The sequence below is a fragment of the Abyssisolibacter sp. ZYX002 genome, from assembly GCF_056892235.1.
Genome location: NZ_JARMXH010000002.1, coordinates 599,845 through 623,686, shown reverse-complemented (window position 1 = coordinate 623,686; position 23,842 = coordinate 599,845). Strand labels below are relative to the sequence as shown.

The 23,842-nt window shown below is 29.4% G+C and carries 22 protein-coding genes; 13 read left to right on the top strand and 9 right to left on the bottom strand.

The genetic code is table 11. From position 1 onward, the window contains the following. From P3X86_RS08925 to P3X86_RS08890, 8 genes are read left to right on the top strand one after another with little or no spacing between them, the layout of a single operon-like run. Positions 1–1,386: a coproporphyrinogen-III oxidase family protein gene (locus tag P3X86_RS08925; protein WP_483292326.1), complete on the top strand. Its 1,386-nt coding sequence runs from the start codon at positions 1–3 to the stop codon at positions 1,384–1,386. An 11-nt stretch (positions 1,387–1,397) separates the two neighbouring features. Beyond that, positions 1,398–2,183 carry a class I SAM-dependent methyltransferase gene (locus P3X86_RS08920; RefSeq protein ID WP_483292325.1) on the top strand — a complete coding sequence of 262 codons (786 nt, stop codon included), beginning with the start codon at positions 1,398–1,400 and terminating at the stop codon, positions 2,181–2,183. A gap of 37 nt (positions 2,184–2,220) precedes the next feature. Further along, positions 2,221–3,222 carry a thiamine biosynthesis protein ThiH gene (locus P3X86_RS08915; protein WP_483292324.1) on the top strand — a complete coding sequence of 334 codons (1,002 nt, stop codon included), beginning with the start codon at positions 2,221–2,223 and terminating at the stop codon, positions 3,220–3,222. Between the two features lie 2 nt (positions 3,223–3,224). Beyond that, positions 3,225–3,692, top strand: coding sequence for a nucleoside 2-deoxyribosyltransferase (locus P3X86_RS08910; protein WP_483292323.1), 468 nt, complete (start codon positions 3,225–3,227; stop codon positions 3,690–3,692). A gap of 27 nt (positions 3,693–3,719) precedes the next feature. Further along, a complete protein-coding gene (locus tag P3X86_RS08905) occupies positions 3,720–4,517 on the top strand; it encodes a hypothetical protein (protein ID WP_483292322.1) in 798 nt (265 codons plus the stop codon). Between the two features lie 12 nt (positions 4,518–4,529). Then, positions 4,530–5,429: a hypothetical protein gene (locus tag P3X86_RS08900; protein WP_483292321.1), complete on the top strand. Its 900-nt coding sequence runs from the start codon at positions 4,530–4,532 to the stop codon at positions 5,427–5,429. A gap of 2 nt (positions 5,430–5,431) precedes the next feature. Then, complete coding sequence (locus tag P3X86_RS08895) at positions 5,432–6,775, top strand: MATE family efflux transporter (RefSeq protein ID WP_483292320.1); 1,344 nt, start codon at positions 5,432–5,434, stop codon at positions 6,773–6,775. A gap of 29 nt (positions 6,776–6,804) precedes the next feature. Continuing rightward, positions 6,805–8,925, top strand: a complete 2,121-nt coding sequence (locus P3X86_RS08890; protein WP_483292319.1) for an AAA family ATPase — start codon at positions 6,805–6,807, stop codon at positions 8,923–8,925. Positions 8,926–9,060: 135 nt separating this feature from the next. Here the strand turns inward: P3X86_RS08890 and P3X86_RS08885 are convergent, their stop codons facing one another. Further along, on the bottom strand, positions 9,061–9,537 hold the full coding sequence (locus tag P3X86_RS08885; RefSeq protein WP_483292318.1) for a hypothetical protein: 477 nt from the start codon (positions 9,535–9,537) through the stop codon (positions 9,061–9,063). Positions 9,538–9,750: 213 nt separating this feature from the next. Here P3X86_RS08885 and P3X86_RS08880 point away from each other — a divergent pair, with 213 nt between their 5' ends. From P3X86_RS08880 to P3X86_RS08865, 4 genes are all read left to right on the top strand, one after another. Next, on the top strand, positions 9,751–10,476 hold the full coding sequence (locus P3X86_RS08880) for a DNA alkylation repair protein (RefSeq protein ID WP_483292317.1): 726 nt from the start codon (positions 9,751–9,753) through the stop codon (positions 10,474–10,476). A 260-nt stretch (positions 10,477–10,736) separates the two neighbouring features. Beyond that, entirely contained in the window at positions 10,737–11,708 is a 972-nt protein-coding gene (locus tag P3X86_RS08875; protein WP_483292316.1) for a phosphotransferase enzyme family protein, read from the top strand. Between the two features lie 29 nt (positions 11,709–11,737). Beyond that, a complete protein-coding gene (locus P3X86_RS08870; RefSeq protein ID WP_483292315.1) occupies positions 11,738–12,199 on the top strand; it encodes a hypothetical protein in 462 nt (153 codons plus the stop codon). A gap of 214 nt (positions 12,200–12,413) precedes the next feature. Beyond that, positions 12,414–12,839: a GNAT family N-acetyltransferase gene (locus P3X86_RS08865; protein WP_483292314.1), complete on the top strand. Its 426-nt coding sequence runs from the start codon at positions 12,414–12,416 to the stop codon at positions 12,837–12,839. A 126-nt stretch (positions 12,840–12,965) separates the two neighbouring features. Here the strand turns inward: P3X86_RS08865 and P3X86_RS08860 are convergent, their stop codons facing one another. Further along, complete coding sequence (locus P3X86_RS08860) at positions 12,966–13,457, bottom strand: hypothetical protein (protein ID WP_483292313.1); 492 nt, start codon at positions 13,455–13,457, stop codon at positions 12,966–12,968. 121 nt (positions 13,458–13,578) lie between these two features. Between P3X86_RS08860 and P3X86_RS08855 the strand changes: the two genes are divergently transcribed. After that, complete coding sequence (locus tag P3X86_RS08855; protein ID WP_483292312.1) at positions 13,579–14,151, top strand: rhomboid family intramembrane serine protease; 573 nt, start codon at positions 13,579–13,581, stop codon at positions 14,149–14,151. A 282-nt stretch (positions 14,152–14,433) separates the two neighbouring features. On the opposite strand, the gene P3X86_RS08850 is transcribed toward P3X86_RS08855, so the two are convergent. The 7 genes from P3X86_RS08850 to metF all read right to left on the bottom strand — a co-directional run bounded on the left by P3X86_RS08850 (position 14,434) and on the right by metF (position 23,751). Next, positions 14,434–16,080 (bottom strand): ABC transporter transmembrane domain-containing protein, encoded by a 1,647-nt coding sequence (locus P3X86_RS08850; protein ID WP_483292311.1) that lies wholly within the window; start codon positions 16,078–16,080, stop codon positions 14,434–14,436. Positions 16,081–16,097: 17 nt separating this feature from the next. Beyond that, positions 16,098–16,703: an SPASM domain-containing protein gene (locus P3X86_RS08845; protein ID WP_483292310.1), complete on the bottom strand. Its 606-nt coding sequence runs from the start codon at positions 16,701–16,703 to the stop codon at positions 16,098–16,100. An 867-nt stretch (positions 16,704–17,570) separates the two neighbouring features. Next, positions 17,571–19,268 carry an ABC transporter ATP-binding protein gene (locus P3X86_RS08840; RefSeq protein WP_483292309.1) on the bottom strand — a complete coding sequence of 566 codons (1,698 nt, stop codon included), beginning with the start codon at positions 19,266–19,268 and terminating at the stop codon, positions 17,571–17,573. A 216-nt stretch (positions 19,269–19,484) separates the two neighbouring features. Next, positions 19,485–19,748, bottom strand: coding sequence for a hypothetical protein (locus P3X86_RS08835; protein ID WP_483292308.1), 264 nt, complete (start codon positions 19,746–19,748; stop codon positions 19,485–19,487). 71 nt (positions 19,749–19,819) lie between these two features. Then, complete coding sequence (locus P3X86_RS08830) at positions 19,820–22,198, bottom strand: homocysteine S-methyltransferase family protein (protein WP_483292307.1); 2,379 nt, start codon at positions 22,196–22,198, stop codon at positions 19,820–19,822. After that, positions 22,173–22,880: a methionine synthase gene (locus tag P3X86_RS08825; RefSeq protein WP_483292306.1), complete on the bottom strand. Its 708-nt coding sequence runs from the start codon at positions 22,878–22,880 to the stop codon at positions 22,173–22,175. Before P3X86_RS08825 ends, P3X86_RS08830 begins: the two co-directional genes overlap by 26 nt. Then, positions 22,864–23,751: a methylenetetrahydrofolate reductase [NAD(P)H] gene (gene metF / locus P3X86_RS08820; protein WP_483292305.1), complete on the bottom strand. Its 888-nt coding sequence runs from the start codon at positions 23,749–23,751 to the stop codon at positions 22,864–22,866. The genes P3X86_RS08825 and metF overlap by 17 nt, the downstream gene beginning before the upstream one ends. Between the last annotated feature and the right edge of the window lie 91 nt (positions 23,752–23,842).

The following is a 23,842-nucleotide window of genomic DNA, read 5'->3' as shown; positions in this document are numbered from 1 at the left end:
ATGTACTCAAATGTAAACGAAATTGCAAGTAGATATGACAGTAAAGAGATATTAGATTTAGAAACTAGAGTAGATTGCTACACTTGGTGCTATCCTATAAATCTAGGAGATGTAAACCCTTTAGAGATATGGAAAGAAAATAGTAATGTCAAAATGTATCCTAAACGAATGACTTTGTACATTCATGTTCCATACTGTAAATTCATATGCTCTATGTGTCCTTTTACACACGAGCCACTTAATTTAGAAAAGCTAAATGCTTATGTAGAAGCTCTATTAAAAGAAATAAAGCTTTATGCTAAACACAATCTATCTAAGGAAGTAAAAATAAGTTCTATATACTTTGGTGGTGGTACAGCAAGTTTACTAAAAGAGGAGCATATTGAAGCAATATTGTCTATGATATACAAAAAATATAATGTAATGAGTGACTGTGAGATAACATTAGAGTGCCATCCAAGGACTGTTGATAATAACTATCTTGAAAACATAAAAAAGCTAGGGATTAATAGAGTAACTTTTGGGATACAATCTTTCAATCAAAAGTTTCTAGATAGCTTAAAGCTTCACCAAAAAGTTGATCAAAGTATAGAAACAATAAAAAGAGCAACGCAGGTAGGATTCAAGACAGTTGCGATGGATTTAATGTATAACTTCCCAGATCAAAAACTTGAGGATTTATCAAATGATATAGATAAAGCACTGGATTTGGGTGTACAAGGAATAAGTTTTTATGCATTAGATTCAGAGGTAAGGGAGCTGGATGATGTAAAGCAAAAGCAAAACATATTATTAGATGAAAAAAAGATGTTTAATTATATATACGATAGGATGCAGGAAGCAAATTTTGTACAGGTTGCTCAGCCAGATTATTCATTAAGAGGTCACGAAAACAAGCAGATAATGGATCTGTGGGGAAGTCCTCAATGTCAAAACTTAGGTTTTGGAGCAGGTGCATTTTCTGAAAGTTTTAACGGATTTACTTGGGCAAATGTTCATCATCCAGACAAATATATATCTATGATGAATCAAAATAGATTTCCTGTGTTAATGGGGAAAAAATGGTCGTTAGACGATGCTATATCAAGATTTCCTGCACTTGGAGTTAGATGTTTAAAGCTTGACTTAAATATATTTGACGACATGTTTGATGTGAAATTTAAAGATATATATAAATATGAAATACAGCTTCTTATGAGATATGAATATATAGAAATCAAAGATAATACATTGAGCATAACACAAAAAGGCAAATTTTATATTGATAATATATCAAAGTGCTTCTTTAATCTCTCAAATAGAGGTAAAACTCAGCTTTGGGGTTGTAACCTCAGAGATGTAATGCCGAACAATGAATATAGCTTTGAAAGTCTTATACAAAAATAGGAGGAAGTAATATGAATAATGATAAAAGCTGGTCTAGAGAAGATTGGCTGATAAATTATCCAAAAGGAATTATTAAATACAACGATATGCTCAGACATAAACTGCTAGGGTATGATGAAATTGTTGAAATGCTAGATAGTGTTTTTAGACAAAATAACGTCAAGAAAGTTTTAGATTTAGGCTGCGGAACTGGAACATTGATAATGAAGATTCACCAGAAAGGAGGTTACGAGTGCTTTGGCATAGACAGGAATGAAGAGTCTATAAATATAGCTAAAAAAATTGCAAACAACAAAAACATACCTGTAGAGTTTATAGTTAATGATGCACTTGAATTTAATCTAGAAGACAAATGTGATGCAATAGTTTCGATGTTTGTACCGTTTTCAAAAAAATCCCAGTTAAATATGTTAAAAGCTATAAAAAGCAATCTTAATGAAGGTGGGATAGTATCATTTATGTTTGTAAAAGGATTAGAAAATAATCCAGTTAATGATAAAACGTCTATAATTGAACACTGCCAAACAGAGTTCACTAAGGTTGTTAGAATAGAGCCATGGGAGAAAGAAGGAGACTTTTTACAATGGAACCCAGTCTTGTTAATAGAAGAAAACAATGAACTTAGCGTATTTGTAGATCATGATGAAATAGAGCTATTTGATGAAGACAAAAGTAAAGAATATTATCATCAAATAGAAGAGATAGGATTTAGTATAATCGACATTATTACACTACCAAAAAGAAAATCAGCACCTCCATGGAGCAAAGAGGTTATAGTAACAGCTAGGAAACTTTAAAAGTTACTAGATACTTTGTATTAAAGGAGATAGATATATGTTATTTAGTGAAAATGTGAAAATAATCAATAAGGAAAACAAAGTGTATGAGAAAAGGAAGCTAGAAGCAATAGTACCTCTTTATATCTCAAACTATTGTCATTCTGATTGCAAAATATGTGCAATGAGAAAAAGTAATAAAGAATTAAAGCGTATTAAAGGCAACATAAAAGAAATAGAAAATCAGCTAAGAATATTATATGAAATAGAGCAAGTTAGAGCAGTAATGATACTGAGCGGTGAATATCTAGAAGGAGAAGACAGAGAAGACAACTTTAAAACAATAATCAAGACTATAAATATGGCTTTTGAGATGGGATTTAAAAAGGTTAATTTCAACATAGGAGCATTGTATGACCATGAAATAGACAAGCTTTATCAAATGTTTAAAGGATATAACTTAGGGCTTTCGTTGTTTCAAGAAACATATAATCGTGATATATATAAGACATATTTTTCAGCAGATAAAAGTACTGTGCCTAAGGCAGATTACGATTTTAGGTTGTCAACACCCCAAAGATGGATAAATAAAGGTTTTAAAATAGTAAACATAGGTATATTACTAGGACTTGCAGATCCACAGTATGATGTAGAAATGGTGAAAATGCATGCCAATTTTTTAAGGGCATTAGGAGCAGACGTGGAAATATCACTGCCAAGAATAAGAGGTGTAAATGATATAAACACGCTACTAAAAGACGATGAGTTTATTAATATAGTACAGAAGATAGCAAAAGAATGTCCATTTGCCAAGATAGTTTTAACTACTAGAGAGGACATGAAAATATTAAAGCAACTGTTACCTATTATAGGAGCGATAAGTCCTGGAACATCTGATATACTACCATATACAAACAGTGGAGCTATACCAAATAACGCCAAAACATCACAGTTTTATATTAAGGATAAACGCATGAGACCTAAAGAAGTTTTAGAGCTATTAGTTAATTACTACGAGGGTTCTATAGTTTATTTTGATGAAAGACATGGAGGTGATTAGTAATGATAAATATAGAACCTAATCGAAATAAGGTGTTCTTATCAACTCCTATATCTAGTACTATAAATCCAAATACAGGGTTGATGGAATCAGATATAGCTGTCAAAATCAACAAAATATTTGACATGTTATCGACTGATTATGAGGTGTTCTTAGCAATAGATAGAGAAAAATGGGGATTGGTCAAAGTCACAGCCAAAGAATGTACTGAAAGAGATTATAGAGAATTAAAAGAATCAGCACATTTAGTAGCTATAATATGTGACTATTTTTCAGAAGGTGTCCTTATTGAGTTAGGCTGGGCATCTGCACTCAAAATACCAATAACAATAATAGCCGATAAAAATGTTAAATTGTCACCATTAGTATTAGGTCTACTATCCGTTTCTGATACTAGAATATATCAAGTTAACTGGAAAGAAGACGAAATATATTTAGATTTAATACTAAAAGATAGATTGCCAAAGTGATTATGTTTATAATGAGGAGGAAAAATAATGGAAAAATTAAGTACAGAGAAAATAATAAATAAACTAGGTAAAATGTGGAGCACTAACAATTACGATGGATATTTGGCACTTTTCACAGAAGATGCTCTTGTCACTCATCCATATTTTAGTCAACCTGTTAATGTTAGAGTTGCGATGGAAGTAATAAATGCAGCTTTAAGTGGATATACAAAAATTGTAGGACAAGAGTTAATCAAAGGTAATGGAAGTGGAGAAGATGATGTAATACTAGTTAAGTATCAAGAGACTGGAGACCAAATAGGTAGCAAGCTAAGGTATCTAGGGGCCATGATGGTAAGATTATTTATAAAAGACCATTTAATATATAGATCAGATGTTGAGGGTTTAGTAATATATCCAAATCCTAGTGTAGATGTAAAGGACAAAAAATATACTATTACTGAATATGGAGATATATCTACAAAAGAAATAGTAGAAAAACTGTCTGCAACATGGGAGACAAATAGAATAGATGAGTTTATATCTCTTTTTGCAAAAGATGCAAAGATTAAGCATGTAATACTTAAAGATGAATCTACACCAGAGATAATAGCAGAAGTTATGAACTGTAATGTAAAAGGTATAACAAAGCTGACTGATTATGCATTAGTTAAAGGTGATGGTACTGGTAAAAATGATACTGCAGAAGCTACATTTGTTGAGACGGGAACAGAAATGGGATTCCAACCAGAAAACGTAGGAAAAGTAATGGTTTGTATAGTAATAAAAGACCATAAAATAAGCTATCTTAATATCTATGGATATAAGATCAGTATAAACATGTAGTGGGGTGGAGATGTGTTAAGATATAGTGCATATGAAATGGTTAAAATAGTTGGCGAATATTGGGGTAAAAATGATGGTAAAGAGTTTGAAGATTTATTTAGTGAAGATGCTATAATCGATCACCCTTTTTTTAGCAAGGAAGTTTCACCACAGACGGTAGTAGAGGTTCTAAATAGTACAGTTTGTGGACAGACATTTTATGATGGATTCGAGTTGATAAGTGGTGATGGAACAGGAGTAGATGATGTCATAAAAATGAGTTTTATAGATACAGGTGATAACGCAGGGTATAAACCAAAATTTTCTGGGAAAATGATAATAGATGCATATATCAAAGACCACAAGTTTACCAGATTCAAAGTACATGGATACGATATAGTAGCAGATAAGAGTGCTCCAAACAGAATCACAAGAGAAATAAAGCTAGAAGATGAGAGTACCACGGATTTAGCTAGAATGGTAGGAGAAGCTTGGATGAGTAATGATATGAGTTTATTCTTATCTTTATTTGATGAAGAAGCAACTATATACCACCCATTATTTAACGAACCTATAACACCTGAGATAGCCGCAGATGTATTAAACTCAGCTATGGAAGGATTATCTATAGCTCATAAGCCTAAGATAGTAAAAGGAGACGGAAGCGGAAAAGAAGATACAGTAGACATGTACTTTGATGAAACTGGTATGCAACTTGGTTATTTGCCTGATAACATGGGAACTATGCATATAACAGGAAGAGTTCAAGATAACAAATTTGTAGAATTCCTAGTGCACGGTTACACAGTTTGCAAATCAAACATCAATATTGAGACTGTAACGAGTATAACCAAAGAAATAAAAGAGAAAGAACTGATAGGAGCTTCTAAGGATAACACCATAAATATAGATATCAACAATAAGAGCGTGTGAATATGATAAATAGTAAAATAAAAGAAGGAAAAACAATATTAGCTATGGCTATAGGGCTTTCTCTTGGACAACTTTCACAGGTGCTAATATCGTTGACAGATGTCAAAATGGTAAGTGTATTGGGAGAGAAAGCGTTGTCAGCAGCTACACTTGCATCATTGCTTAATCTTTTGATTTCATTATTTAGTATGGGATGTATTATTGTAATTCCTCCAATGATAGGTGAGGCGAAAGGAGCTAATGACAAAAATAAAATTTATGACATAACTAAAAACGGTTATATCATGTGTTTATTACTTATCATAGTTCACATTGTATTTTACTTAGCGTGTATTGTTGTGCTGAGATTTATAATACCGGATAGTAGTATTACACATAGCGTTACACAATATCTGTACGGTTTAATACCAGGAATTCCTGCATGGATATTATTTATATATATTAGATTTATATTGGCATCACATTCGGATGTAATAGTTGCAACCGTTATATCATTGCTGGGAGTATTAATAAATTTTGTAGGAAACTATATTCTAATATATCAAAAGGGCTTAAATATAATAGGTAGTTCAATAAGTACTAGTATAACCAATTGGTTGTTAGTAGTCTTAATACTGTCTTATTACTTTATAAGTTTTGCTAAGAAAAATGAGCTAAAAGCATTGTCTACTAAGGGAAAGATATCAAAGCCTATATTAAAAGAAATAGCATTTATAGGTATACCTTCAGGATGTACTTTTTTTTCAGAGCAGCTTATTTTTACTGCATCAAGTATGATGATAGGTAGCTTTGGTTATATGTCGTTGGCATCGTATAACATTTCTCTTCAATGGCTTACAGTGTTTTATATGTTGCCTGTGGGGTTAGCAAATGCTTTATCTATTAGAGTTGGCCAATGTCTAGGAGAGAGAGACAAAAACAAACTAACTCTAAGCTTACAGACTGTAATGATAATGTTAGGGGTGTATGTTATTTTAGTAGTACTTGTTATAGTTTTCTATAATCACAAATTAGTGAATTTAGTAGTCTCAAAAGATATAGTGAGCAATCAACTATTAACAAAGACAAGCAAGTACATGTATTTTATGGCGTGTATATTCATACTTAATAGTATCATAGCAATTATGGCAGGGATAATGAGAGGTTTTAAAGAAACAAAGATTCCACTTTACTTTGTAATCTTTATATATTGGGCTTGGGGGACAGGCTTAGCTTATGTATTATCAAAATATTTTGATGAAAATGGATTGCTGACAGGATTAACAACAGGATTGTTGTTAGCTTGTATAGGTATAGTTATTGCATTTTATAAAAAATATAAACATATATCAGGGACTATCTTATGAGATAGTCCCGATAATAAAGGAGTTTAACAGTGGATTTAAATTATAGCTTAGAGTTTCAAAATATATTAAAAATAACTAAATATAAAGCCATAAAAAAAGGTGTAAGCAGAATAAATGCATTTATGCTTATCAATGAATTAATAAATCAAGATTGTAGCTTCAGAAAAATAATTAAAGATATATGTACTGATTATGATAAGGTTTGTATTGATTTTAAACTAATGTTAGAAAAAAACATGCCAGCGTCTGTAACTAGTTATCATAAAGACATAGTAATAGATTATGAAGTAGAAAAGATACTAAAAGAAGCAGTTAATATATCAATAGCTATGAGTTTAGAAGAGGTTGGCTCTGAGCATGTTTTGTTAGCTTTTTGTAAAAGAACAGATATTATAAGAGATGTTCTTAAAAGGCATAGTATAAACTACAAAGAGGTATTAAGTAGTATTGATAAAAAAGGAACATCTAAAGATAATACAGGTATTGTGTTTTTAAATAAATATGCTATAGAGCTTACTAATAATAATGATAGGAAAGAAAAATTGATTGGTAGAGAACAAGAGGTTGAAAGATTAATAGAAGTTTTACTAAGAAAAAATAAGAATAATCCTATACTTATTGGAGATGCTGGAGTTGGCAAGACTGCAATAGTTGAAGGTTTTGCAGATATTATAATGAGCAATAAAGTACCAAACCAACTAAGAAATGCAAGGGTATTCTCTGTGGATTTGGCATTATTGGTGTCTGGTACAAAGTATAGAGGTGACTTTGAAGAAAGGTTAAAAGGTATTATTTCAGAGATAATAAATTCAAAAGAAAAAATAATACTCTTCATAGATGAAATACATACAATAGTAGGAGCAGGAGGAGGAGAGGGAGCAATAGACGCTGGTAATATACTCAAACCTGCTTTGGCTAGAGGGGAGTTGTATTGTATTGGAGCTACGACATTAAAAGAGTACAGAAAATATATAGAAAAAGATTCTGCATTAGAGAGAAGATTTCAGCCAATAGTAGTTGAAGAGCCATCTATAAATGAAACAATAGAAATACTCAGAGGTATCAAGCATGCATATGAAGACTATCACAAAATAAAATTTGAGGATGAGGCATTAAAATATGCAGTAATACTTTCAAACAGATATATAACAAATAGGTTTCAGCCAGATAAAGCTATAGATGTAATAGATGAAGCGGCTGCAAGATATAAGAATCGTACCTTTAAAAATAAAGAAACAAGTAGTATAACAAAAGCAGATATAGCGTATATCGTTAGCAGATTGACCAAGATACCTGTAGCAAATATATTAAAGGATGAGAAAAAGAAGCTAAAAAATCTAGAAAATGAAATTAATAAAAGCATAATTGGACAGCAAGAGGCGGTAAAAAGCGTATCAAATACAATTATACGTTCTAGAGTAGGATTAGCAGATTATAAAAGACCTTTAGGTTCATTTTTGTTTTTGGGTAAGTCAGGTACCGGAAAAACATATCTAGCTCATGTACTTGCTAAAATACTATTTGGTGGAGATGAATCCATTATAAATATAGATATGTCTGAGTATAAAGATAAAGGAACAATATCCAAACTGATCGGCTCACAGACAGAAGGCGGGTTACTTACAGAAAAAGTTAGATTTAAACCTTATTGTGTTATATTATTTGATGAGATTGACAAAGCACATCAAGATATAAAGAACCTATTATTACACGTCTTAGAAAATGGAAAACTGATTGATGGGCAAGGTAAAGAAATAAATTTTAGGAATACAGTAATAATCATGACTGCTAGTAGTGATAGTAATGGTAATAAAAAAATGATAACTACAAACTTTATGGATAGATTTGACGAAGTGATATGCTTTAATAGTCTTACAGATAAAAATCTAAAAGATATATTAGATATAGAGATTAAGGATATAATAGATAGTTTCAAGAATCGAGGGGTAAACCTATCATTAGATGGTAAAGCAAAAGAAGCTATATCAAGTAAAATAGCTAATACAAATAGTAGTGCTAGAATCATAAGAAAAACAATACGAAATGAAATAATAAACCCTCTTAGTAGAGTATTATTAGATATAGAAAATATACAAAGTAATATAAATATAGTATATAAAAATGAGGGTATTGAGTTTGTTTTAGAATAAGTAGATAAATGACAAAGTATAAATAGCATATTATAGTGAGCGTGTTAAAATTGAGTAGTATAGCTTATTTAAAAGTAATTGAGCAACAGAAATTGGGCTTTTATCTACAGTCTAAAGGGATGTCATAGACATCCCTTATAAATTATCAATATGTTTTTTTAGATCTTCAACATACATGTTTTGAAATTTTTGAATATTAAAAAATAAATATGATGCAGGTTTAAGTATTTTATATTTTAGAGCAATTTTTTCTATGAAATCAACTTCGGTATCTTTACCTGTATTACTAGAAAACTTCAGTTCAAAATATCCAGTGAACATTTTATTTTTCATATCAACAAGGTAGTACTCATTTTCTATTTTTGATTTCATAGTAAAAATTATTGGAACACCATTATTAGGATACTCTATCCAAGATGTATTGTTTGTAATGTCAATCTTGCTTATATCACTTCTCCAATCACATCTGTTGTTATTAGTGACAGCTTTCCATACAACATTTGGAGGTTGCTTTACTTTGATAGTCGTTTTAGCAGTTCTGTACTTCGGTAGTATAAGCCCTAAAAGATACAATGCTATTGGAATCAACAGAATTATAAATAAAACTTTCAATTATAAATCACCTCGACCTCGATATTCTTTTATCTAGCTGACAATGACAGCTTAGTTATGCTATCATAATATAATAATATACCCTATATGTCAATTTTTAATTTATATTTAATAAAATGGATTGAGTGTATAAAATATGGTATAATATAAAAATAATACTCATATAGACAATTATGCATACAACATAGATTATAATAGAATGGAGCTGATAAAATGACAAAGGAAGAGGCATTAGATTATTTAACTTTAAATAGTAATGAAAAATTCAAAAAAAATGTTGTAAGAATGGGTATACCAGAGGAAGATTCAATAGGAGTTTCTACTGGAGTGATAAGAAAGTTTGCAAAGAAAATAAAAACGTCGCATGAGCTTGCTATGGAGCTATGGAATACAGGTTTACACGAAGCAAAACTACTAGCAGTTCTTATTATGGATGTCAATAAAGTTGACTCTGATACGATTACGAATTTGATGAAAGATGTTTTTTCTTGGGATTTAACAGATCATATATGTAAGAACCTAATAGTGAAACTACCAAATTATGAAAAATTCATATATCAGTGGAGTAATAGTGCTAGGACATATTACAAAAGAGCAGCTTACTGCCTTATAGCTGCAAAAGCAGTAAATAATAAAGATATAGATGAAGAGGAACTAGACGATTATTTTGAATTAATCAGAAATTATTCATGTGATGAAAGACCACATGTAAGAAAAGCTATGAGTTGGGCACTTCGAGAAATAGGAAAATTGAATTTTAGATGTCAAGATAAAGCTATAGAGCTAGCATATGAGCTCAACGAAAGTATGGACAAAAACTCGAAATGGATAGGCAAAAATGCACTAAAGGAGCTTGAGACATTAGTTTCTGTAGAAGAAAGGGGTAGACTACTTACTTCTAATTCAAAGATGGGTAAAAAGAATCTAGGAAAGATATAAAATGTAAGTTTACAATATGATATAATAAAAACAACTAATTGTTTAGTTGTTTCAGACCGTAGACAAAAGCCCAATTTCTGCGTTGATGTTAAAATTTCCGTTGCTCACTTACCTCTAAGTAAGCTCTGCTACTCAATTTTAACACGCCTTGAAATTGAACTTTTACTAAAGTCTGCTATCTTGATGACTTTGTCATCAATCTAAAACAACTAATTGTTTAGTTGTTTTTTACTTGATAAGATAAAACAGGAGGAGGTTAAATGGATAGTCAATTAAAAGAAGCACTTAAATATTATGAGATTGACAAAACTGAAGAAACATTTATTAGGCACAATGAAAATAAAACTTTTAAAATTAAAGAGAGCCTCTCAGGCAATAAATACGTAGTTAGAATACATAAGCCATGTGATGGTTTTTCGACTGATTTTTTTGGAAAGAATCTCGATATGTCAAAGCTTTTAAAAGGGGAAATGAGCCTAATAAGCTATATTAATAAAAATACAGCTATAGCAATGCAAAGACCATTGCCAAATAAAGATGGAGAATTCGTGTCAATACTCAGCGATGGGACTCCCGTTACTATACTTTCTTGGATTGAAGGGGATACACTAGATAACATAGAGTTAAATAAAGATGTACTGACTAGTATAGGTAAGATGACTGGACAATTGCATCAAGCAACTAAAGCGTTTGCTAGTGAAAATCAAATATGTAGATACTCATATGATGAAAAGCTACTTGATAGAATACATACAAAAATAGAATCAGGAGCAAAAAAAGATTTAATACATAAACAAAACTTTAAAATAATAGTTAAAGCTATAGATGAGATAAAATACAGAATAGACAAATTAAACAAAATCAAAGGAACTAGAGGTATTGTACATACAGATTTATCAAAGACAAATATGATACTAAGTCATGGTGAAATTGTACCTATAGATTTCAGCTTGAGTGGTAATAGCCATTATTATATGGACTTGGGGTCACTTTTCGGTCATTTTACAGATATAGAGCAAAGAAAAAGTATCATTAACGGATATGTAAGCATAACTAAAGAAGATATAGAAACAGAATACATAGAGCCGTTTTATGTATTTCAAAGTTTATCTTTTATAGCATCGCATCTAGAGGGTGTAGCGAGAGAAGAGTGGTTTAAAGGAATTTTGGATAAGTGGTGTGAAGAGAATTACAGACCACTATCAAGAAGAGAGAAGTTTTTATTTTTATAAATATATAGAAGTTATTTTAAGGGGAAATAATGAAAAATAGAAAAAATAGTTTGATATTATTAGTGTGTATTATAGCTACTATAGTAGCTGGACAATTTTTGGTTGGATGTAAAGAAACTGTACCAAGTTATACAAATAAAGCGTTAGGATATTCAATTATTTTGCCAAAGAGTGTGCAAAATAAAGTTAAATTTATGGAAATGGAAAAAATGACATTACTAATGGCTAATGAAGCTGGGTTCATTGGGAATATAATGGTTCATTCAAAAAATACATTTAGTAGAAATGAGATAGAAGAAAAACTAAGCAATAAACAATTAGGATCAGATGAAAGCTTTTTGATAGGAGAAACAGATGAGAACTATGTTACTTTGACAATAGGTACAAGATTTATGAGAAGTAGTAAACCAGTAAGTGAAAAACAGAAAAAGGAAATAGAATATATTAAAGAAAAGTTAAGAGAAAAAAAGGTAGAATTTAAACGTGGTTAAAGATTAAAAAAATCAAGTAGCTTTTATTAGCTACTTGTTTTTTAAAACATGTTATCGCCATGTTTGATGTCATTCCATGTTTAGAATAATATCATCAATATCAAAAAACCTAACATAGTTATCAATTGAAATATTTCTAAAAACAATATATATTAAACAATAGTAAGTTAAGACGTACAAAAAAATTTATAAATTAAATTGGAGGAAATTAAATATGAGAAGTTATGTTACTGAAGAGAGTACAAGAGAAGACAATATGGTGGTTAATAATGGAATAGTTAAATATAACTTATCCAAAGTTCCTTTTACACAAGAGCCATATTTTATTTCAATTAATAGGGTAATAAAAGGGGCAAATGGAGAGGTATTAGCAGGGGTAAATAGTTTATTATACTGTTGGAATTGCCTAGCTATAGATGTTTTGTGGGTTAAAGAGGAGTGTAGAAAAGAAGGGTATGGTTCTGTACTTTTAAATGAAGTAGAAAAAATCGCAAAAGAAAAAGGTTGCAAATTAATTCATTTAGATACTTTTGATTTTCAAGCAAAGGATTTTTACCTTAAACATGGATATGAAGTATTTGGGGTGTTAGATGATTGTCCAATAGGACATAAACGTTATTATATGAAAAAGAATATATAGTTTAGCATATTCTTTTTCACTAGTGTTCATAAATTGGTAGCAACATCCTGTTGACAAAATTATAAGGAAAATTGATTACCTCCAAGACAAAATTGGCATTAAAGTACAAGTAGCTTAATATAAAAGCTACTTGTATTTTTTAAACCATTTCTCACGCCATATTTGATAATTATAACCTTTTACCTGTTTTATAGTTTTCCCTGTTAAAGAAAACACTCCGCCATAGAGTGGTTCTGTATTGTTTGGAAAAGAATAGCCACCGATAATTCTATTGTTATTAACAATTAACCATAAATTAGTTTGATTTTTATCACCATAGCTATCTAGAGGGTGGTTTTTGACTATATAAGAGTATATCAAAAGCTTTTTATCAAAGTATTTATCAGGTTTAATTCTTTGAACACCCCATATACCCATCCAAGGGAGATGACATATATCTTTTTGACGTAATATATGAGATGAAGGCTGACTGCTAGATGATACTACTTCATAGCCTAGATTAGTAATATAATCATTCCCGATTTCAATGATATCTTTTTTACTTGTATGTAAGGTATAGCTAAAATACAGGATTATAACAAGAATAGGTATGCAAAGTGGTATAATATATTTTTTCATTGCGATTCCCCCCTTATTATTAGACGAAAAAAAAACAATAAAGTTTCATAAAAATTGTATAAAATCAATTAAAATGATAAAATAATCGATATAATTAATAGACATTACAAGGAGGTAGAATATGAAAAAGAGAATTTATTTTAACTCACCTGTAGTTTTAACATTTGCTATAACATCTCTTTTAGCACTGCTAATAATTAAACTTACGGATGGACAAGCAAAGTATCAGGTTTTTGGAGTATACAGAAGTTCTCCAAATCTACTGTTTTTTGCAAGGCTAATAGGACATGTATTTGGACACGCTAATTTTCAGCACTATATCGGTAATATAATGATGATTTTATTATTAGGACCAGTGCTTGAAGAAAGATATGGGTCACTTGATTTAGCAGTGATTATGGGGATAACTGCGATTATCACAGGTCTAGTTCATATACTTTTATCGTCAAGTACAATATTGTTAGGTGCAAGTGGTATAGTATTTATGATGATCATAATGACTTCATATACAAATATAAAGAGCAACAAAATACCTCTAACTTTTGTACTTGTTTTTGTGCTTTATATTGGTAGAGAAGTCATAGATGGTGTTATAGTTAATGATCAGATTTCACACTTAGCCCATATAACAGGAGGACTTGCAGGAAGCTTTTTTGGATATATACTAAACAGACATCATTTTAAGCAAGGTTAAAACAGCCCTAAAGGAAAGAGGTTTTGATATTGTAATGCATATAAAAAAGACATACTATTAAGAAATAAGGTATAGAATTTATGAATATTTACTCTAATGGTTTAAGATAATATGTGTGTTATAGTAGTGTTGGAGATATTGTTAATTGGTATACTAAAAAGTATAGCTCGGCAATAGAAATAAGTTAAAAATTAACAAAAACTCTATGGTTATATTTGGACGTACTAATTTTAACCATAGAGTTTTTTATTTTGTTTTGGTAATTTTTTTGCCAACCATATACTACTTTTCTTTTATCAATTTTTTATTTTTAACATGATAAATTTTATTACATATTTCTATTATATCTGTATCATGGGATATAATTATAATTGTCTTATTTAAGTAATTATTTTTAATAAAGTTCATTATTATTTGTTTATAATTTTTATCAACATAATTGAGAGGTTCATCGATAATGTATAAATCTGAATCATTATTTATTCCACGTGCAATTGAAATTAGTTTTCTTTCTCCTCCTGATAAGTTCTGTCCTTTATTATCTATTAATGTTTCCATATTGATATTATTATTCGAAAAAAGGTTTTGTATTTCTGATTGTTGCAAAAGTTTGTTTTCTATATTATTATTCTGTTCTTTTAATGTTATATTTTCTCTTAAAGTTGTCTTAAATAAATAGGAATCGGCAGGTATAAGGGTTATCTTTTTTGTTAAACTCTTTAACTGAATATCAGTGTAGTTTATATTGTTAAAGAATATGTCCCCTGAATCAGGTTGTATCAACTTCAGGAGCAAATTTGCAATAGTTGATTTCCCAGACCCATTTGAGCCAATAATGGCTATTTTATCTCCTTTGTTTATAGTAAGATTTATAGAGTTTAATATTTCTCTATTATTATATGAAAAAGAAACATTTTTTAAAGTTATTGTATTCATATCACTAAGTTTTTCATATTGGTCAGTTACTATAATATTGCTATCAGAATATAAAAACTCTTTTATTCTATCTAATGATACTTTTGAAATCTTTATTCTCTTTGGGTAGTTCATAAATATTTCTATTGGACTCCATAACTTTGAAAAATACATTGTAAAAGCTACTAAAGTTCCAACGCTGAACTGATTAGTATAGACTAACTTTCCTCCAATAAAATATGTTAAAAAAGATGCTAAATTCATAAGTCCTGTAACTAATACATAGTCATATGTTATATCATATTTAACATCCTTTAACTTAAAAGACAATAATTGATTTAGATTTTTTGTAATTTTATCTTTCATATAGTGCAATGAGTTATTTGCTCGTAATGTGTAATTACCATTTATATTGTCTTCAAAATAACTACTTATAGTTTCTTCTTTTTTTAATATTTCTTTATTTATCTTTTCTATTTTTGGTATATATATTTTTGATATCATTATAAATATAGGCATTAATGATGTTAATATTAAAGTCATTGTTAAATTTAATTTTAACATCATAGACAATATAGCTATAACAAAAATTATATTTATAATGAACATAGTATAGCTTTCTATTACTAATAGTTTAATCTTTTCAGTATCAGTATTAATTCTTAGTAGAAAGTAACCAATGTCTTTTTTGATTAGTTTTACATAAGGTATATCATTTATCTTTTTTAAGATATCAACTTTTATTTGATTACAAATTGATATCTCTATTTTGTTCTGAAAATAAGTTTTTAATGATAAAAACATAATAAACAAAAACGTTACGACTATAAAATGAACACCATTTTGATTCAATTTATCAATATTTTTACTGACAGCACTGTCGATGAGCCTTTGAGTGAATATAGGCATTATTATTATACAAGCTTTATAAATTATATAAGATGCTATATAAAGTAAAATTTTTGTCTTTTTGTCCTTATAATATTTTTTAAAAAATACTAGGGTATTTATCATATTAAAAATAACCTCCTTTAATAAAGGTAATTGAATATTTTTTCATTAATTTTTTTAGTCTGATTATATTTACAATCTATAGAGTTAATGGTGTTATACTTTAAATAACTATCAAACCTACAGCCAGTATGGCAAATGGGTATTAATTCGCATTCTTTTTTAAAACATTCATCATATAACTCTTCAAAATAATAATTCGGAAATTCAAAGTTGTTTTGATTTATATTGCTCACCTTAAAATCAACTCTACCTACCATACTCAGGCATTTATATATATTTCCATCTGCTGAAATAACCATAGAGTTTTTCATTTTTGAAGTACACATTCCATCAAAAACAAAATATTCTCTCATATTAAATCCATTCTTAGTAGCGATTTTGTATAGTGTGATATAATCATCAGGCATACTATTTTCATCCACTAAACATTTATTTACATATTCTGTTGCTTTTGTATCGCTAATAGTTGGAGCAACTAAACCAAAAGAAAGTCTAATTTCAGATGGATTAAATTCTTTGGAGATATATTTTATAAATTCTGGTATATTTTTCAGATTATTATTGTCATAATTAATTCTTAAATCTATATATGGTAGTTTATTGTTATTTAAAATGTAATGCATGTTTAAATTATTTTATCAAATGTCCCATTTCCATTTTTTAAGCATCTTCTAGAATCATGGATATTTTTCATTCCATCAAGTGTTATCTGTGCTCTATTCCAATTATATTCATATAATAAATCAGATTTTTCGCTAGTTAACTTATAGGCATAATGTATTAAATAATAACACATCGTTTTTTAAATTTATATTATGAATGAACATTGACCATAAACATTTCAATAAATCCCCAGTTTAAAGTAGGTTAACATTGTACCTCCTTTAACTCATATTTTACAACTTAATTATTACCATATAAAAAATAATATCACAAAAAAACCAATAATACTACTAATTCTACATATTTTATATTTTTCATTTTATAAAACATAATCAAAGATCAGTACTGAAAACAATCCTGATGTACAATGTCATTAAGGTAGTAACATTAACTATATAAAACAAGAAAATAACAGGAATAAAATCTTATTTTTGATACTTTTCTAATGTTAGATATTTGATTGCATAAAAATAAAATAGATTAAATTTTTTTGTTTTTATCCAATAAATCAAACGACTTTAGAAGAAGAAAGACATACTAACACTAGCAAAGCATTTGAACTAGCAGAAAGAAATCTAAGATCGGGAGAGCAAATCAATGTTGCAAGCACATCATTTAGATGTGTGAATATAGATTATCACGGGGAGAGAGCTTAATGACGCAGGATTGAAAATAGAAGAAATTATTCATACAGAAAATAAGGAATATTATAAGTGCATGACTGTATATTTGTCTAAATAAAGATATATACTACAGTTTGCTATCTAGATGACTTAGTCATCAATCTAAATTATAAATAGGGTAGTGAGCTGTAGTATATTAATCTACTATTCTTTATTTATGAACTGATTCTCAACAAGTTTTCTATAATAATCATGGGTTTTTAATAATGTATTGTGTTCACCATCACCTGTAATCTTACCATCTTCTATAACAATAATTCTATCGGCATTTATAATACTCGATAATCTATGAGCAATACTAATAATAACTTTATTATTTTTGATTATGGATAGTACAGATGCTATATCTTTTTCTGCATGAGAATCAAGGTTTGCAGTAGCTTCGTCTAATAACCAAATATCGCTATTTCTTAAATATGCTCGTGCTATAGCAAGTCTTTGCTTTTGTCCTCCAGAAAGATTCATAGCATTTTCCGACACAACAAAATCAAGCTTATTTTCTAGCTTTAAAATAAAATCAAAACATTGTATCCCTTTTAACCTAGATAAAATTTCATCATCACTTAAGTTCTCGCTTAATCCATATGTTATATTATTGCGAATACTCTTATTCATAATAATATAGTCCTGACTAACATAGCTAATATTTTTACGAAGAGATGATAAGGTATAAGATTGGTAATCTTCATTGTTCACCAATATGCTACCTTCAGTTGGATCAAAGAATCTTTCAATTAAAGAAATAAGCGTTGTTTTTCCAGTCCCACTAGCCCCAACTATAGCAATATATTCACCTTTATTTATCCTTAAACATATATTTTTTAGTATGTCTTCATTAGTATATCTAAAACTCACATTATCAAATCTAATATTATCAACATATTTTAAATTCTTACCACTATATAAGTCTTCTTCTTCATATGATAAAATATCTTTTATTCTCTTTATACTATTACGAGCAACAACCAGCTCTTTTGATTTAAATATAATCAACAATAATGGGACTATCCCTTTTAGGGCATATAAGATATAAGCTGTGAGTTCTCCTATAGTAATTAAGCCCATAGAAATTCTGAAAGATATAAATACAACAATGCCACCAATTATTATAATAAAAGTACTGGCTATGATAGGAGTTACAAATCTTTCCATAGATAATGATTTAATAGTATTTTTAAATGACTTATCAAAATGTTTATTAGCCATATCAATCTCAACGTCTTCTGTTCCACTTGCTTTTATGAGGGGCAAACTTTTAATTATGTTATTTAAAAATACAATAAAGCCTTTATGATTTTCATACTCTTTTTCGGTAAATTTGGCTAAATAGATATACATAGGTACTATAATAACGGCTAATAAAAGAAGTGCTACAATAATAACAATGGTAATTAATATATCTAAATAAAATATAATAATAATACTACCCAAAAAGTTTATAACAGAGAGTATAATATCAGGGTATGCCTCGAAATAATAAGTACTGGCATTGTTTACATCCTTATCTATGACCTCTATTAACTGACCTGATGAGGTATTGCCTATTCTTTTAGTTTTCAATACCATAATTTTACGAAATACTTGCTTTTGTAAGCTTTGCAATAACATGAACTTTTGTCTAGTTATAATAATTCCCAATAGAGTTTTTACTATATATACAACTATATATATGATTGCGTATAACAATAATTGTTTCCGATCAAATCCAGATTCCTTATGATCAATTATATTCTTTATTACAATAGGTATTAAAAACGAAAGTAATGTAGATATAGAAGTTACAAGAAACTTTATAAAAATATACAGCTTTTCCTTATTAGATATAAAAGAATTACTCTTCATTAGGGCACCTCTTAACGTGTAATTTATTACTATTATTATGTCCTTGCTGTACTTGAAAATATGCAAAGCCATATCACTAGACTGTCGCTACTAAAGCATTTGAACTAGCAGAGAGAAATCTAAGATTATTTACTTTGTGAAACTACATACCGTATTAACTTATTATCTGTATATTCAATATATACAGCTTCATTTATGTTCTTTTTAGTATATACTTTAGTTCTTTAATACATTTGAATGAAGCTCTTTTTTTGGTAGCTCGTTGTGATTTATTTTCTTTTGTATTTCTCCAATAAGTGTAAACTCATTACTAAAAGGTTCTTCTTTTCCTGTTGTTTGGTATAATACATTCTTATATACTATTAACGGTGGGCGCACGCCTTCATTTGTATTTTTTATAGAATTAGTATCTTGCTTGCATGCTGTCAAACTTAATAATATAACAATTAATATAATGATAAAGTTAAAAGTTTTTTTCATCAAGTCACCCCATTTATAATATTTTTTAAATGTTACACTTTTTAAAGGCTGAACTAATATAGTTAAGAGTGCTATAATTTTTTTTCAAATACCATATCAGCAATACGCACAGCTTCCTTAGCATCTTTTCCGTAGTAATGAGCACCTATTTTTTTAGCATAAATTTCAGTCAATACAGCACCACCCACCATTATGCTTATAGAATCATCTAATTCTCTAACAGCATTGATGATTTCTTCCATTGAAGGAACAGTTGTTGTCATTAAAGCACTAAGTCCGACTAGCTTGGCATTTTCATCGGTGATAGAACTTATTATTTTTTCTTTAGAAACATCTTTACCTAAATCAATAATTTTATAACCATAATTCTCAAGCAGTATCTTAACTATATTTTTACCTATATCATGAACATCACCTTTTACTGTTGCAAGTATTATAGTGCCTTTAGATATGTCCATATTGCCTGATTCAAGTAAGTGATTTTTAATTGCATCAAAAGCGATTTTTACTGTCTCAGCACTTCTAATTAATTGAGGTAGAAAAATAGTTTCATTTTCATACCTATCTCCAACTATATCTAAAGCTTTTATTAAGTGATTATTTACTATATTCATAGGCTCTAAGGTATTTAGTAACTTTAGTGTTTTATCTTCTGCTTTATCTTTTAGTCCTTTGATTATTATATCGACAAGAGAAAGAGTGTCATCATTTTTTGTGACAACTTCTAGCGTTGAATCAGTTTTTGAATAAGTAGATATAAAGTCTTCGCATCCATGATCTATATTCGCTAAAACTCTATAAGACATAATTGTATCTTTTAAAGATTTAACAGTTGGATCAGTTATTGGAGCATCTAAACCATAACTAAGTGCCATTGATAAAAATGTACTGTTGATTAGATTACGGTTTGGAAGACCAAACGAAACGTTACTAGCACCTAAAGTTGTCTTTACGTTATACTTTGATTTAATGATTTTTATAGCATTTAAAGTTTCTAACACTGCTTTTTGGTTAGAAGAAGCTGTCAATGTCAAGCAGTCTATTAGAATGTTTTCTTCTGGTATTTTGTATTTTTTGGCTTCATTTATTATTTTTTCAGCAATCTCTACACGTTTATTTATAGTTTTAGGCAGACCATTTTCATCTAGAGTTAAACCTACAACTAAAGCGCCATATTTCTTTGCTATAGGTAAAATAAAGTCTAAGCTTTCTTGCTTTCCGTTAACTGAATTAATAATTGGTTTACCATTATAGTATCTAACAGCAGTTTCTATTACTTTAGCTTTCATACTATCAATTTGCAAAGGTGTATCAATTATAGATTGAAGTTCAAATATTACATCCTTCATTTTTTGAATCTCGTCAATCCCAGGTATCCCGATATTTATGTCTAAGATATCAGCTCCGCTATCTACTTGCTTTATAGCTTCTTGTATAACATAGCTATAATCATTGCTATTTATAGAAGCTTTAAGTCTTGGTTTACCAGTAGGGTTTATCCTTTCTCCAATAATGCATATTTTTTCATCAACTATAACCGTTTTTGTGCTTGAAGTTGCAGTTGTTAACTTTGAGTTAGATGATTTTAAAGGCTTTTTATTTTTTAACAAAGTAATAACTTTACTAATATACTCTGGATTTGTGCCACAGCAACCTCCGAATACCGCACCACCAATATTTGCAATGTCCGCAAGCTCTTGTGCATATTGACATGAATCTAAAGTATATCTTGTTTCTCCATTTACTATCTCAGGTAGTCCAGCGTTAGGCTGTACGATAACAGGTTTATTAGAGTACTTAACTATTTCTTTTACTACGCTAGATATTTGCTTTGGGCCTAGTGAACAGTTTATACCTAAAGCATCTACACCTAGACCATCAAGTACCTCTACCATCGTTAGGGGATCAGTGCCAGTTAAAGTCCTCATATTTTCTCCAAATGTCATAGTGCAGAAAATAGGTAAATTAGAGTTTTCTTTGGCTGCTAGTATAGCTGCTTTAGCTTCATATAAATCGCTCATAGTTTCGATTAAGATTATATCAGCTCCTGCATTATCACCAGCTATAACTTGTTGCTTAAACATTTCATAAGCATCATCAAAGCTTAGCGTGCCCAATGGACTTAACAATTGACCGAGTGGGCCAATATCTAAAGCAATTAGTTGATGTGTGACTGATTTTTTAGCTAGCATTACAGCATTATTGATGATTTCATCTACACTGTAGATTGAATCTTTCAGCTTATATGCATTTGCTCCAAAAGTATTTGTTGTTATTATATCAGCACCTGCATTAACATATGCTTTGTGTATATTTAGTATAGTATTTGGTTTTTTGATATTATATTTTTCTGGTATCTCACCTGCTCTCATACCATAGCTTTGAAGCATAGTACCCATAGAACCATCCAGAAATATAAAGTCTTTACCTAACTTTTTTAGTACATTCATATATATCCCCATCCTTTGTATACATACAGTCTTTACTCAAGTTACAATTGTTACAACTAGTACTCTTTTTTAGTATTTTTTTACCTATACCTATGAAAGCCGTAATTGATTTTCTAGGTATAAGAATATTATTGTCATTGCATGTTAGCCCTATAGTATTACCCTCAATTACCCTTAATATTTTGGATTGATAATCGAGAGACAAATCTCCATAACCGGGACTAAATCTAGAGGTTGTTTTATAGTTTTTCTTGGAAACCATATCTTCTATTGATGAACTTACAAAGTCAGCTAAAGATTCTATTGCAGTTGTAGCGCAAGCATCAAAAATGATAGCCTTTGTAAGGTTTGTTTTACTATAATATCGTATTTTATTATCAATATCAATACCTAAAGTAGCACCAATAATTGCGCACTTATCACAATTGCTTAAATGCTGTTTTAAATTTTCACTAACTATTTCCGTATCACATTCATAAAGATAAATATTGTATTCGATGTCTATATCAAAAAGTTTATAAATATAGTTACCACTAGAAATAGATTTCACTTCCTTGATACATTCAGTTATCATGTCCATTGTGTATTTATCAATGTCAGAGCTTTTATATCTAAGATAACGCAAAACTTCATTACGGTCAATATTTAATGGACCAACACGCTTGTTAGCATGCACATTCATCACATACAACTCCTCTTATCGCTTTTATATTATTTAAAATATGACTAGTTGCCTTTGGTTTATTCATAGTATAGATATGGATACCGTCTGTATCCCATGACAATAAATCAATAATTTGCTCGATTGCATATGCTAAACCAGCTTCTCTTAAAGCATTTGGTGAATGTTCGTATTTTTCTATAATCTTTTTGATTTTCTTAGGCAATGAACAACCAGTAAGCTCAATAATCCTCTTAACTTGATTTTTATTAAGAATTGGTAAAACACCTGCTAAAATAGGAACATTAATATTTTTCTTTCTAACTTTATCTTTATACTCGTAGAATAAATTATTATCAAAAAATAGCTGTGAAATTAAAAATTCAACTCCAGAGTCTACTTTCTGTTTTAAGTTATCAATATCTTGGTGTAAAGATTCGCACTCCAAATGCTTTTCTGGATAGCACGCTCCTCCTATGCAAAAATCATAATTTTCTTTAATGTGCTTTACTAAATCAGAAGCATATTTAAAACCATGATTTTCATGGTAGCCTTCTAAAGGATAGTCTCCTCGTAAAGCTAGTATGTTTTTTACTCCTTGTTTATGCAAACTATCTAAGGTGATATTGAGTTCCTCTTTATTTGAAGTTAGACATGTCAAATGAGCCAATGATGGAACATTTGAAATTCTATGAATAAATGATGAAACATCAATCGTTGTATCTTTAGTACTACCTCCAGCACCATATGTCACGCTTATAAAATCTGGTCTTAGTTCTTTGAGTTTGAATATAGTATCATAAATTGTTTCGATTTTTGATTCTTTTTTTGGTGGAAATATTTCTAGCGAAATAAGTGATTTTTCTTTGTCAAACATATCTCTAATATACATTATAATCTCTCCTTTTTTATGAGTAAAGTAATATAAACAATACTATTTATTATTGATGATACAGTTATCTATAAGTAACGAATCTGTTAAT